This window comes from Ligilactobacillus faecis, from assembly GCF_029889745.1.
GTDB lineage: Bacteria > Bacillota > Bacilli > Lactobacillales > Lactobacillaceae > Ligilactobacillus > Ligilactobacillus faecis.
In genome coordinates, this window is sequence record NZ_CP123639.1 from 682,790 (window position 1) to 697,465 (window position 14,676).

The following is a 14,676-nucleotide window of genomic DNA, read 5'->3' on the forward strand; positions in this document are numbered from 1 at the left end:
TCCTTATTCTGCTTCAGGGTTACGCAAATAATAACCGACACCACGGCGCGTCACAAGCCAAGTTGGACGACTTGGTGTATCCTCGATCTTTTCGCGTAGACGCCGGACAGTCACATCGACAGTGCGCACATCACCAAAATAATCATAACCCCAGACAGTTTGGAGCAAATGTTCCCGTGTCATCACTTGGCCCAAATGTTTTGCTAAATAATATAGCAATTCAAATTCACGATGAGTCAGTTCGATATTTTCACCATCTTTTGAAACGACATAAGCTTCAGGGTGGATCGTTAGATTTCCGATCGTGATATCACTGCTCTTCTCATCTTCTTCGCTTGGTGTATTTGCAGCAACTGTCGCTTGGCGGCGCAAGTTAGCTTTGACACGCGCGACTAATTCACGATTTGAAAATGGCTTTGTAACATAATCATCAGCCCCCATTTCCAAACCTAAAACTTTATCTAATTCAGTATCTTTAGCTGTGACCATGATGATCGGCATCTCATATTTTTTGCGGATCTCACGCGCCACTTCCAAACCATCGATCTTAGGTAACATCAGATCTAAGATCACTAGATCAGGTAAGACTTCTTCAACTTTTTCCAATGCTTCTTGACCGTCTTCAGCGGTAAATACTTCATAACCTTCTTTATTTAAATTGAATTTGATGATGTCTAAGATCGGCTTTTCATCATCAACTACTAAAATCTTTTTCATGATATAAATTCCTCTTTAGTCTGATCCTCTTACTTTTTACATGCCATGAGACCGTTTAAACTATCATGACATCATTCTTATTGTACTACATTCAAAGGTCCTCTTGGTCCAATATGTGCTTAATGGTAAAAAAACAGCGACCACAGAGCAAGATCTGTGATCGCTGTTAGTAAATCTCTGATGGGTGGTCAGGGGATCGAACCCTGGACCCACGGATTAAGAGTCCGTTGCTCTGCCAGCTGAGCTAACCACCCATTTCATCAACGAATAATACTATAACAAAAACAAATATGAAAAGCAAGCTTTTCTAAAAGATACTTCAAACTAAGTACCGATGGGTGGTCAGGGGATCGAACCCTGGACCCACGGATTAAGAGTCCGTTGCTCTGCCAGCTGAGCTAACCACCCGTTTTATCAACAAAAAACATTATAACAAAGTTTAAAACCTAGTACAAGCTTTTTTTCAACTTTCTAAATACTAAAATACCGCTCTAAAGCTAAGTCAGCTCAAGCGGTATTTTGTCAAATTCAGTTGTTATACTTTATGTTTGGCGCTGTTGCACCAAAGTGTAGATCCTTTTTACTACGAAATATAAAATCGGTGCGCAGATCGCCGTTGAGATCGCATTGATCACAGTTGCGGGGAGGCTAAAGAAAGCCGCTACAGCAGCTACCTTAAAGCCTGTCCCGACCATCAATGCCTCAATGATCGAAGCGAAGTAGGAAGTTACGATCTTAGTGATCCCTGCAGCGATCGCTAAAATTGCAATGTTTTTCTTACTATCATCATATGAAAAAGCTTTGAAAAGTCCGGAAATTATCAAAGCTACAACAACGACTTCAAGCATCGTCAGCCAAGAAACAGCTAAATATCCATTCAAGATATCAAAGCCTCCCAAGCCGATGATCCCCGCCAGCATACCATTGCGTCTTCCTAAAAAAAGGATCGCCGTAACTGTCAAAGTATTACCAAAATGAATGAACGGACGTCCGACCATCGCAGGGATCGGGATCCGCAACATCCAAATACCGATATAAATGATCGCGGCAAAAAGACCGGTCAAAATGACACCACGCAATGTATTTTGCTGGTCACGCAACATATTATATCCCCCTTCAAAAAATCATAGCTTTTCTAGCAAATAAGGTAACGCAGCTGCATAGTCGACTCCAAAACGGGCATCTCGTGGCTGAGGTGTGAGGCGGATCGCAAGGGTGATAAAATCCATTGCGATCTTAGTCGCTGCCCGCAGATCTTGTCCTTTGAGCATGCCAGCCAGTAAAACACTCGCAAAAATATCTCCCGTCCCAAAATAATTCCCAGCTGATCTTGGGCGGGCTTCATACCAGAGTTTTCCATGATCATAACCGACAACGATCACTTTATCTGCACTTTTTATCCCAGTCAAAAGTGCTTGTTCTAAACTAAAACAGTCAACTAATCGCAGTAAGAGTTGCTCAGCTTGGTCAAGTGCAACTGGAGAAGTAGTCAAAGCCTCATCTAAAAGGAGTTGGGCTTCTGTTAAATTAGGTGTTGCAACTGTCGCATGCTTGAGCAATTTTTTCATTTGAGTGACATAATCAGCATCGAACCCTTTATAAAGTTTACCATCATCGGCCATAACTGGATCGACTAACAAAAGCGTTTCTGGTGTCTTTAAATAGTTGATGTTTGCTAAAATGACTTCGAGCGGTCTTAGCCCTAAATATCCCAGATAAACGGCCGAAAACGAGAGCTCTAATGTTTGCCAATGCTGGAGAATGCGTGACATTTCAGAGGAAAGATCTAAGTAGGTATTTTCACCAAATCCGCCGGTGTGCGTTGATAACAGCGCAGTCGGCAAAACATCAGGTCGAAGGTCGACAGCACTTAGCAAGGGTAGCGCAACGCTCATCGAAACCTGACCCACACAAGACAGATCTTGACTGATCAAAACATTGGCCTTCATTTCAGTTGGTCACATCCTTTTTTTGGCACCATAACTTATTACTAGTATGCTCGATCATACGAGCTTGTAAGTATTATATCATCTTTAATACGCACTTAACCACGGCATTTACAATTCTTTTTGAGAAAAGGTAGATTTATTGTGCGAAATCAAGTTATAATACGAATGCTTTATATTCGCTAAAAAATTAAAGCCAGAAAGGAATCTTACTATGTCATTGTTCTCAACGATCTTACTTTTTGTTGTAGCTTTAGAAGCACTTTACATCATGGGACTTGAGATGTTTGCTTCTAATGAAAAGCTCCATGAGATCTTTGGACTCAGAAAAGAATATTTAGAAATGCCTGAAGCTCGGGTTGCTATGGCCAATCAAGGGCTTTATAACGGTTTTATCGGAGCTGGGCTCTTGCTTAGTCGTTTTGTTTTACCAAGTAATGCCCAATACAGTGCAAGCTTGATGTTTGTTTGTTTTGTCGTCGTTGCAGCGATCTACGGCTGGTTGAGCGCTAAAAATCCTAAGATCTTATTAGCACAAGGTTCACCTGCGCTCTTAGCCTTACTAGCCTTGCTCATCTTGCACTAAAAAACAGTTTAGGTCAGAGGCCTAAACTGTTTTTTCATATATAAGATCAGGTATTTTGAATGACGATTTCTTTTAGACTAAAAAAATGATCTCAAGTTTGCACTTGAGATCATTTTTGAGTGCTATTATATTTTTACCAAACGAACAAGCCGACCATTGCTGCTGATAGTAAGGAAACTAAGATCCCGGAAAGCAACATGTAGCCTACGTTCTTCGAGATAAGATCGTTCTTTTCACGGTCAACGATCCCTTTGAAACAGCCGATGATCATCCCAACGGTCGAGAAGTTCGCAAAAGAAGTTACAAAGACTGTCAAGACTGCTTTATAGTGTGGAGCAAAATCTTTGATCGTGTCAGTCACTTGACCCATAACAACAAATTCATTTGTAACTAACTTCATCCCCATATATTGTGAGAATTGGAAGGCTTCACCTGCTGGAAGACCCATCAACCATGCAAATGGATACATCACGATCCCAAGTAAATGTTCTAATGAAAGCCATGGATTGATCAAACCTAAAAGCTTGTTGATCAAAGCAGCTAAAGCAACGAAAGCAATAACGTTGGCAGCAATGATCAAGATCAAACGACCTGCACCTAAGATCGAATCACCTAAGAAGGAGAAGAAAGGTTCTTTCTTAGGTTTACCGTTAGCATCAACATCACCGATCTCAGCTTCAGCCATCGCTGAACCTTTCATCGTTGCGATCGTATCTTCTTCAGGAGAAACTTTGACTGGGTTCAACATCGCTACGACTGTTAAGGCGTTGATCACGTTAACTGGCACAGCCGTCAAGATGTATTCACCTGGCATCATCTGTGTATAAGAACCGATGATCGAAGCTGTCACACAGCTCATCGACATCATCGCCAATGTCAAATTACGTTTGGCATTGATCTGTTTAAGTTGTAAGGAAGAAACAGCAAGTGCTTCAGTATTCCCAAGAAACATCATTTCGATCGCAAAGAATGATTCAAACTTAGGTTGTCCTGTAAGTTTAGATAACCCCCGACCGATCCATTTGATGATCCAAGGTAAAACACCGATATAAGTCAAAATATCAAACAATGGAACGACCATCAAGATCGGGAGCAGAACTTGCACGAACCAGTCCATTTGCTTGACTTTGACCATACTTGGGATCGCAAATTCGATCCCAACGTACGCGATCTTCATCAATTCGTTAAAGCCAGCAGCTGCCCCTTCAACGATCGCACGTCCGACCGAAAAGCTCGTTAAGAACCAAGCCATCACCAAGTTGAACACGACCATCGTGAGCACCCCACGCCAATTGATCGCATGCCGATCCTTTGAAAAAGCGTAACCGATCGCCAAGAAGATCACTAAACCTACAACATTTATTGCTAAATACAAGATAATTTCTCCTCTCTTTATCAATAAAAATAATAGCAATACTGATATGACTGTAAAACTTCAATTAGTATATCTATTTCCATCAGATTTGTAAATATCCTTATTATTTTTATTTAATCTTCAAAAATAAAAAAAATATAATCTATTCCTACAAAAGATACGTACCAATCGCAAAATAAATAACGGTCGATCAACAAAAAGAACGAACAACCGCCTAACAAAAGAACGAACGATTATAACAAAATTAGCCGATTAATCAAAAAATAATTTCATTACGTGCATATTTTAACAAAATCTCGCACCCGAGTAAACTTTTGCGTTTTCCCGAATGAAAGCGTTGACAAAAAGAATACAAACGAGTAGAATAAAACTTGAAAAGGAGATAAAGCCACTGTACGTACGTTATAAAATGTTGGTATATCAACGTTTTCATCTTGATGATTTTTTAGAACTCAAGCGACTTAGATCTCCTTTTGATCGCTAGACAGACGGATCACCGATAATGTAAAAGAAGATCGTGAAAGAACGCTAAGCGGTGATGAAAGGTCTGTTTAGTTACATGTATCCAAAGAAAGAGGGAGCGCCTTGCTTTAGAGGCGTTCCCTTTTTTAGCTACTCCAACCCTTTGATATCAGCTTTTTAAATAAAAACACGAATGTTTAACAGAAAATATTTTTTATTTTTTCGGGTGTTTATTTTTAAGTGTTACTTTTGTCGCCAAGATCTTTTAAGCTATTTTAAGTTTCCTTTAAACTAAGGCATGTGGCTCTATCTCAAAATACACCTCATGCTAAAATATACTTAAATAATTATATATTTTTCGATAGAAAGGTAGGTTTGCACGAGTGGACGACTCTCATCCCCCGCGCTTTATTTTGATCCAATCCCATAAGGTCTTAGCTATTTACCGTGAATAATTTCTTGAATTTGACTATTACATTGTTCATTTTTAGAAAGGAAGACACAAATAATTGGAACCTTATCAGAGTAAATCAGAAGAACTACTCCAAAAATATGAAGAACACGACCCGCTGGCTGGACTGACGAGTGCTCAAGCTCACAAACAGTTGGCTCTTGATGGTCCAAACACTTTAACGACTAAAAAGACACCTAAATGGCAACTATTTATCCGTCAATTCAATAATATGATCATTTATATTTTGTTATTGGCGACAGCTTTGACACTTTTTTTAGAGCACTATACCGATGCGCTCGTGATCTCCGCTGTGATCATCGCCAATGCGGTGATCGGCTACTATCAGGAAGCAAATGCGGCCGATGCTCTAGCAAAGATCAAAGAATTATTGGCGACAAAAGCAACTGTTTATCGCGATAAAAGACGCCAAGATATCGAGGCCAAAGAACTTATCGTAGGTGATGTCGTTTATTTAGAAGCAGGCGATCAAGTTCCCGCAGACTTACGCCTTTTAAAAACAGCCGACTTGCGGATCGAAGAATCTGCTTTGACTGGTGAAGCAGACGCTGTTGATAAAGAGGCCTGTGAGCTAGCAGAAGCGCACCTGCCCCTAGCTAAGCAACTCAATATGGCTTTTTCCTCCACGACTGTTGTCAATGGTTCTGGGCTGGGCGTCGTAGTTGCAACGGGAAAAAACACTGAACTTGGAAAGATCTCACAAGCTGTTTCAAATGCGAAAACACGTCCAACACCATTGATGCGTGACATCAACGCGCTTGGAAGAACTGTCTCACTTTGTGTTTTGAGCGCCGCCATTTTGCTCTTTATCCTAGGGTTATTTTTAGAGAGCTACTCGCTTTCAGTTTTGACTTTAGCGATCGTCACGATGATCGTTGGTTCGATCCCAGAAGGACTTCCAGCCACAACTTCAGTCATTTTAGCCTTAGGTGTGGCTGACCTTGCCAAAAATAAAAATGCGATCGTCAAAAGCTTACCTTCAGCTGAAACTTTAGGGGCTGTTGATGTGATCGCAACTGACAAAACTGGGACTCTGACTAAAAACGAAATGACTTTGACAGATATTTATCTTGCCAAACAACATCTTTCTGTCAGCGGAAGTGGTTATGCTCCTTACGGCGAATTATTTGAAAAAGGCCGTCCTCTCAGCAAGCGCAGTCCTGAGCTCCAAGAACTTTTGACTGCGGGCTTTTTCGCTAACGATACAACGTTGACCCAAAGTAAAGGGACTTGGGAGATCAACGGCGAACCGACCGATGGCGCCTTTTTAACGGCATATTACAAATTATTGCCTAAAAAACAACAGTTACCACTGACAAAACTCGATCTCTTACCGTTTGACTCAGTGCACCGTTATATTGCTAGTTTAGTCATGGCCGCCGATCAAACAAAAAAGATCTATTTGAAAGGTGCCCCAGATAAAATCTTTGCCTTTGCCCAAAAACAAGATCCAAATTTTGAGCGCAGCTTCTGGCAAACACGCGCTGATCATTTAGCAAAACAAGGAAAACGTGTCGTTGCTTTAGGCGCGATCACAGCAGATCAAGCACTCACAGAATTAGAGCATGAACATTTAGAACAAGGTTTCAAATTTCTAGGCTTAGTTGGGATCATCGATCCACCTCGTCCTGAAGTTATCGCTGCTTTACGCGAGATGCGAAAAGCTCACGTCGAAGTAAAAATGATCACAGGTGATGCCCCACTGACAGCTAAAGCGATCGGGCAACAGCTAGGTTTGAGCGAGCGTAAACTTCAAGCGATCACAGGTCAAGAATGGGATCAACTCTCTGCGGCCGAAAAACAAGTGGCCGCTGTAGAAAATCAGATCTTTGCCCGTACGACTCCAGAAAATAAACTTGAGATCATCGAAGCTTTGCAACAAAAAGGCAAAGTTACAGCGATGACAGGCGATGGCGTCAATGATGCTCCAGCTTTGAAGAAAGCTGACATCGGTGTTGCGATGGGGATCAAAGGGACAGACGCAGCAAAAGAAGCAGCCGATATGATCTTGACAGATGACAACTTCCAAACGCTGACAACTGCGATCCGCGAAGGACGACGGATCTATGACAATATCAAAAAGAGCATTCTCTTTCTTTTACCGACGTCTTTTGCCGAGGGATTGATCATCTTTTTAACGATCCTCTTTGATCGCGAGATGCCTTTACAAGCAACACAACTCCTTTGGATCAACTTAGTTTCAGCTTTGACGATCCAGTTTGCGTTCATCTTTGAACCAGGAGCGAGCGATCTGATGAAACGGCCACCCCGTGCTAGCGCAAGCCGCTTATTAGGTAAGCGCGAATTGATCCAACTTGGCTACGTCTCGCTTTTGATAGCTTTAGTTGGTCTTTTAGCTTACGAAGGCTTGATCCAGACTGGAGCTTCAAGTGCGCTCGCAAGTACTGCAATGGTCAACATCATCGTCTTTAGCAAGATCTTTTATTTGTTCAATATCCGCACAGATGCTTCTGCTTTTTCAAGTGCGTCTTTTACAAATAAAAAAGCCTTTTTGATCATCTTACTCATGATCGTACTCCAATTAGGGCTGACCTATCTGCCTTTCATGCAAGATGCTTTTAGCACGACTGGGATGCAATTAGGTGAATGGATCTTGACCATTCTTTGCGGTTTTAGTATTTTAGTCATCACTGAATTAGAGAAAGTTTTTTTCCATAAGAAAAGAGCGCTTCGTCTCAAAGCGTAAACAAAAAGCAGGCTGTAAATCAGCCTGCTTCAGAATGTAGACTAAGTCATCAGAGTATGTGCTCTGGTGACTTTTTTTTGTATAATTAAAGAAAACGGTTACGGAGGTGCTCATTATGCTTCACAAAAGTGATCCCAATCTCAAACGCTGTGAATATGCTCGTACTTCTCTAGATGATTTGGTCCCAAAAGATCATTTACTCCGTAAAATTGATCAAATTATTGATTTCTCTTTTATTTATGATCTTGTCGAAGATTCCTATTGTAAAAATAATGGTCGTCCTAGTCTTGACCCTGTACTACTCATAAAGATTCCTTTGATCCAAAATCTATTTGGTATTCGTTCTATGCGTCAAACGATCAAAGAAATTCAAGTTAATGTCGCTTATCGATGGTTTCTAGGACTAGGTTTAAATGATCCTGTTCCTCATTTCTCTACCTACGGTAAAAATTATAAAAGAAGATTTGCTGAAAGCCATGTAATAGAAGCTATTTTTGCTCATATTTTGAAACTCTGTTTAGAAAATGATCTTATCGACACAACTGATATCTTTATTGATGGAACTCATTTGAAAGCTGCTGCTAACAGCCGTAAATATACTACTGAAGTTATTGAAACTAAGTCAAAATTTATGAGTGAAGATCTCGAAAAAGAAATAAATGTAGATAGAGCTAAACATCAAAAGAAACCCTTAAAAGAAGAAAAACCTAAAAAAAAACTAGACAAGTAAAAATATCTAAAACTGATCCTGATAGTGGATGGTTTCATAAGGGTGAACACAAACAGGTTTTTGCCTATAACGTTCAAGCTGCCTGTGATAAAAATGGGTGGCTCTTAGCTTATGTGGTCGGTGCGGGAAATATCCATGATACGCAACTTTTTCCTGAAATATTTGAAAAAGTACGGAAGTACGACCCACAATATATTATCGCTGATTCTGGCTATAAAACACCCACGATCGCACACTTTTTACTATCTCAAGGCATAATTCCCATTCTTCCTTATAAACGCCCAAGGGGCAAAGTTGGTACGCTTAGACCCAAAGATTTTGTTTATGATGAATATTATGATTGTTATTTATGTCCTGGCGATCAAATCTTAATGTACTCCACAACTAATCGAAGTGGTTATCGTGAATATAAAAGTGATCCTACAATCTGTGAAAAATGTCCTTTACTGCACAAATGTACACAAAGTAAAAATCATCAAAGAGTTATCGCTCGTCATGTTTGGCAAGATAGTATGGAAAAATGTGAGGATATCAGGCATCAAACTGGCTCAAAATTAAAGTATGAAGCGCGAAAGGAGACGATCGAAAGAAATTTTGGTTCGGCAAAAGAATATCACAACTTGAGATACGCCCGAGAAGTAGGAATTGATAAAATTCTAGCTAAAGTTGGGTTGATATTTGCGTGCCTAAATCTAAAAAAATTGGTAAAAATACTGGGGAAAAACCCTGTTATATTCGTATATTTCAAAGTATATAGTTATAAAAATACATAAAAAAACAAACTCTATCCGATTTGAATAGAGTTTGTCTACGTTCTGAAGCAGGCTGTAAATCAGCCTGCTTTTTGTTTACAATAGACTTAACATGTTCTAACTCAAGGGGGAAAAATAATGACACACACAATAACTTGTCGCCAAACTTTAGCCGTCACAAGTCACCGCGTCTTAGCTAGCGATCTAAATGAACACGAAACAGTCTATGGCGGAAGACTCCTGAGTTTACTTGATGGCACAGCTTCGATCTCTGCTAGTCGCTGCGCTAGAACTCAATGCGTGACTGGTCTAGTAGAAGATGTTGACTTTATCGCTCCTTTTGCCTTACAAGACTCCCTTTGCATCGAAGCTTATGTCACTGGGATCGGTCAGAGATCCCTTGAAGTTTTTGCCAAAGTCATCGGCGAACATTTAAATACAGGTGAACGCTTTTTAGGAGCAACAGCTTTTTTGACGTTTGTCACGTTAGAAAAAGTCGCGCTACCGACTTTACAGCCTGAAACACCAGAAGAAAAAGCTTTGTGCCAAGGCTTTTTAGCACGGCAAACGACCCGCAAACAAAAACGGCAAGCCAAAAAAGTCCTTTTTAAGCAGCTCACACTTACGCCCCCATGGTAAAAAAATAGTCACCAGTATCAGACTAGTGACACTTTTTTAGATCAACGCTTCCCTTGGGCTAGGTCTAATAACAATCGGATCGCTTCTTCGTAGCTACAAGACCTTTCTTTCATCACTGTTTGGACCAACTCTTCGGTTGAAGTTTTAGCTGAGATCGTCATAAAATGCCCGACTATATCAAGATGTGACTGCAGTTGAGTAGTAAAGCTACACAACTTCGAGAAAATATAGTTTATCCTTTCTTGATTGTACTGCAACTACTACCAACATCAGCCCTTGACCTTGATAGTTACTGCTCTATGCTTTTTGCACTGCACGTTTAAAATATAACTAACGCACATCTTTTTCTCACCGTTAGTCATATTCGATGCTTTTGGTCATTGACCAACAAACTCCGCTTTTATAAGCGAACGTCCGTTCATTTATTTTGATTACTTTTCCATTCTAGCGCGCTCATCCTAAAAAATAAAGCATTAATATTGTTCAATTTTTTTAAATATCTTAGTAAGTCGCATTACATCAAGCAAAAGCCTGTTAAAATTTTTTTGCGTAAGATATTTTATGCATCTTTTTATTGAAATATGCATAAAACCTTTAATAACAACCTTTACACCGAACATTTATCACTTCAAAAAAATCCTTATAAATCATGTTTTCATGATTATTTTCAAAACTCTTTATACATTCTTTTGCAAATTATTATAAATACAATAAATAATAACTTATCGTTTTAAAGTGGCTTATTTTTCGTTTTCAGCTACTTTTGGCAAATACCCTAGCCAAGATAGCTACTACTTTTTTACAAGCTAGGCTCGCAGATCACAGCGTTAAAATATCATTTTAATAACAAACACTAAGATTTACTACGTCCACAAACGTTCTTTATTTTAAAGCACTAAAAAAGCAGAGCCCAAAGAGACTCTGCTTTTTACAGCTATAGCTTTTGCTGTTTTGTATTTATTCCAGGGTGCCAAGTCAAATACCCTTGATAATCGGCTACATGAAGCAATTTTTCTGCATTTTCGACTCGCTCGGCCGTCGGTGGTTCAACGCCTTCAAGCCGATATCTGATCCCCATCTCCTTGTACTTATGCACACCCATCGTGTGGTACGGCAAGACTTCGACCTTTTCGACATTTTTTAAGGTCTTGATATACTCACCTAACTGCTGTAAATATTTATCATTATCAGTGAGCCCGGGGATCAAAACATGTCTGATCCAAACTGGCTTGCCAAGCTCAGACAAATATTCACACAAGTCTAAAATATTTTCGTTTGGATAACCTGTCAGACGCTTATGCTCATCAGAATCGATATGCTTGATATCAACAAGTAAGATATCAGTGACTTCAAGTAACTCGTTAAAAAGACTAAACCATGGTTCACGCCGGGTAAACGGTTGCCCACACGTATCTAAACAGGTGCTGATCCCCTGAGCTTTACACTTCTTAAAAAGTTCAAGCGCAAATTCAGGTTGTAACAAGATCTCTCCCCCAGAAAGAGTGATCCCACCATCTTCACCCCAAAAAGCCCGGTAAGGTAAAGCTTTTTCTAGTAGTTCATCTGAAGTCATCTTCAGCCCAACTCTTGTTTTCCAAGTATCTGGATTATGGCAAAACTTGCATCGCATATTACATCCTTGCATGAAAGCCACAAATCGGATCCCTGGTCCATCAACTGCCCCAAAGGTTTCGAGTGAATGGACATACCCCACGACTTGGCCGTCTTTAGTTGGAACTGGAGCAAGATATGGATTATCAGCTTTCATAATTGATCACGCCGCCTTTACTTTTATATCTTAGTCTTACATCGAAGTATGGAACGTTCTTGCGATAACGTCATCTTGTTGTTCTTTAGTCAAGTCAGCAAAGTAGACACAGTAGCCAGAAACACGAACTGTCAAAGTTGGATATTCTTCTGGATGTGCTTGTGCATCAATTAAAGTGTCGCGGTTAAAGACATTGACATTTAGATGATGCCCATCATTTTTCATGTAACCACTGATCATATTGACTAAAGTCTTTTCTTCAAGTTTTTCATCATGCCCTAACGTTGATGGTGTCACTGCAAATGTATTGGAGATCCCATCTGTTGCATAACGATATGGTAACTTAGCTACAGATAACAGTGAAGCTAACGCCCCGTTCGTTTCAGCACCATAAGCTGGATTTGCACCTGGTGAGAATGGTTCACCGGCTTGACGTCCATTTGGTGTCGTACCTGTATTTTTACCGTAAACAACATTTGAGGTGATCGTCAAAACAGATGTCGAAAGTTTAGCACCACGGTAGAGATGGTGTTTATTCATCTTAGTATAAAGTTGTTTTACTAACCAAGCTGCGATCTCATCGACACGATCATCATTATTTCCATAACGTGGGAAATCATTTTCAGTTTCAAAATCGACTGCGACTCCATTTTCATCACGAATAACTTTAACTTTCCCGTATTTGATCGCCGAGATCGAATCAGCTGCGACTGCTAGACCTGAGATCCCCGTTGCAAAAGTCCGATCTAAACGAGTATCTTTCAAAGCTAATTGAGCTGATTCATAGTAGTATTTGTCGTGCATGTAATGGATGACATTCAACGCATTGACATAAACATCTGCGACCCATTCGAGCATATCATCAAATTTCTTCATAAATTCGTCATAATCGATATATTCTGATGTGATCGGTGCGTAGGCTGGCCCACATTGCATTTTTGTCAACTCATCGACTCCACCGTTGATCGCATATAAAACGGTCTTCGCTAAGTTAGCGCGAGCCCCAAAGAACTGCACTCCATCAGCGATCGGTTGAGCAGACACACAGCAAGCGATCCCGTAATAGTCAGTCCCCCATGTTTCCATCATCAACTCATCATTTTCATATTGGATCGTTGAACTTTCGATCGAAACACTTGCAGCATAATTCTTGAACGGCTCTGGTAAGCGTTCTGACCATAACAACGTGATATTTGGTTCTGGTGCAGCGCCCATATTATGCAATGTGTGTAAGAAACGATAAGTCGTCTTAGTTACATGGTGACGTCCATCCATCCCCATACCAGCAATCGACAAGGTCGCCCAGATCGGATTACCTGAGAATAAAGAATTATATTCTGGTGTCCGAATAAAGGTCACCATCCGCAATTTCATCGTAAATTGATCGATCAATTCTTGGGCTTCTTTTTCTGTCAAACGTCCTGAAGCTAGATCACGTTGGATATAAATATCGATGAACGCATCGATCCGGCCGATCGACATCGCAGCCCCGTTTTGTTGTTTGATCGAAGCTAAGTATCCAAAATAGAGCCATTGGATCGCTTCTTTTGCATTCGTAGCTGGATATGAGATGTCATAACCGTAAGCAGCGGCCATCTTCTTCATATCTTGTAAAGCACGGATCTGATCAGAAACTTCTTCGCGTAGACGGATGACTTCATCTGTCATCTCACCATCGCCACAGTTTTTAAGATCTTCTTTTTTAGCTGCGATCAAACGGTCGATCCCATAAAGTGCGACCCGTGGAAAATCAGCGATGATCCGTCCCCGTCCATAGGAATCAGGTAACCCAGTCACGATCTTGTTATGCCGTGCCCGTTTGATCTCATCATCATAAGCATCAAAAACGCCTTGGTTATGTGTTTTATGCAGATCAGTGAAGATCCGTTCTGCTTCAGGGTCAAGTTCCATACCGTAAGCTGCTAAGGCAACTTTGGCCATCCGGATCCCACCATAAGGCATCAAAGCTTTTTTCATTGGCTTTTCAGTCTGAAGTCCAACGATCTTTTCGAGATCTTTATCTAAATATCCCGGTCCGTGTGACGTGATCGAAGAGATAACTTTCGTATCTGCTTCTAACACCCCACCAGCTGCACGCTCTTTTAACTTGATGTCGATCAACTTGTCGTTTAACGTCTTAGTTGCTTCAGTTGCTTCTTCTAAGAATGACTGATCACCATCATATGGTGTAAAGTTGCGGTTGATAAAGTCACGTACATCGATCTCATCTTGCCAATCTCCGCCTTTAAAACCATTCCATGCAGTTGTGACTGTTTCTTTACTGTTGTCTTTGAGCATCGGTATTCCTCCCTGTATCAAAACTTACTTTTTTGATCTAAAATCAACTTGTAGTACGCACTAAAAAACGTTTTTTGTCAACGCTTTCATCATAATATTATCTGAAATTATTGCTAAATACAAGTGCTAGTCGCCCTTTTTTAGAATTTTTATCAAAATATTGAAAAGTTTAGAAAAGTTTGAAGGTTTCATGCTATGATTATTTCAAATAATCTGCTTCATAT

General features: G+C 40.3%; 9 protein-coding genes, 2 tRNA genes and 1 pseudogene. 4 read left to right on the top strand and 8 right to left on the bottom strand.

The window, feature by feature from the left end; genetic code table 11:
* Positions 1-3: 3 nt before the first annotated feature.
* The 5 genes from yycF to QFX10_RS03415 form a co-directional block, all read right to left on the bottom strand.
* The gene (gene yycF / locus QFX10_RS03395) at positions 4-717 is read right to left on the bottom strand and encodes a response regulator YycF (protein ID WP_280606817.1); all 714 of its coding nucleotides are present in this window, start codon (positions 715-717) and stop codon (positions 4-6) included.
* Between the two features lie 181 nt (positions 718-898).
* Positions 899-971 (bottom strand) — tRNA-Lys (locus tag QFX10_RS03400).
* An 81-nt stretch (positions 972-1,052) separates the two neighbouring features.
* A tRNA-Lys gene (locus QFX10_RS03405) sits at positions 1,053-1,125 on the bottom strand.
* 134 nt (positions 1,126-1,259) lie between these two features.
* Complete coding sequence (locus tag QFX10_RS03410) at positions 1,260-1,820, bottom strand: ECF transporter S component (RefSeq protein ID WP_280606818.1); 561 nt, start codon at positions 1,818-1,820, stop codon at positions 1,260-1,262.
* 21 nt (positions 1,821-1,841) lie between these two features.
* Positions 1,842-2,666 (bottom strand): pyridoxamine kinase, encoded by an 825-nt coding sequence (locus tag QFX10_RS03415; protein ID WP_280606819.1) that lies wholly within the window; start codon positions 2,664-2,666, stop codon positions 1,842-1,844.
* A gap of 211 nt (positions 2,667-2,877) precedes the next feature.
* Between QFX10_RS03415 and QFX10_RS03420 the strand changes: the two genes are divergently transcribed.
* Positions 2,878-3,249, top strand: a complete 372-nt coding sequence (locus QFX10_RS03420) for a DUF1304 domain-containing protein (RefSeq protein ID WP_280606820.1) — start codon at positions 2,878-2,880, stop codon at positions 3,247-3,249.
* A gap of 133 nt (positions 3,250-3,382) precedes the next feature.
* Here QFX10_RS03420 and QFX10_RS03425 read toward each other — a convergent pair whose 3' ends face one another.
* On the bottom strand, positions 3,383-4,624 hold the full coding sequence (locus QFX10_RS03425) for a NupC/NupG family nucleoside CNT transporter (protein WP_280606821.1): 1,242 nt from the start codon (positions 4,622-4,624) through the stop codon (positions 3,383-3,385).
* Positions 4,625-5,595: 971 nt separating this feature from the next.
* Here QFX10_RS03425 and QFX10_RS03430 point away from each other — a divergent pair.
* The 3 genes and pseudogenes from QFX10_RS03430 (at position 5,596) to QFX10_RS03440 (ending at position 10,386) form a co-directional block, all read left to right on the top strand.
* Entirely contained in the window at positions 5,596-8,265 is a 2,670-nt protein-coding gene (locus QFX10_RS03430; protein WP_280606822.1) for an HAD-IC family P-type ATPase, read from the top strand.
* A 115-nt stretch (positions 8,266-8,380) separates the two neighbouring features.
* Positions 8,381-9,796, top strand: a pseudogene (locus tag QFX10_RS03435) (IS1182 family transposase).
* 89 nt (positions 9,797-9,885) lie between these two features.
* Positions 9,886-10,386, top strand: coding sequence for an acyl-CoA thioesterase (locus tag QFX10_RS03440; RefSeq protein ID WP_280606823.1), 501 nt, complete (start codon positions 9,886-9,888; stop codon positions 10,384-10,386).
* Positions 10,387-11,320: 934 nt separating this feature from the next.
* Here QFX10_RS03440 and pflA read toward each other — a convergent pair.
* Entirely contained in the window at positions 11,321-12,154 is an 834-nt protein-coding gene (gene pflA, locus QFX10_RS03445) for a pyruvate formate-lyase-activating protein (protein ID WP_280606824.1), read from the bottom strand.
* 36 nt (positions 12,155-12,190) lie between these two features.
* Positions 12,191-14,452, bottom strand: a complete 2,262-nt coding sequence (gene pflB, locus QFX10_RS03450) for a formate C-acetyltransferase (RefSeq protein ID WP_280606825.1) — start codon at positions 14,450-14,452, stop codon at positions 12,191-12,193.
* Between the last annotated feature and the right edge of the window lie 224 nt (positions 14,453-14,676).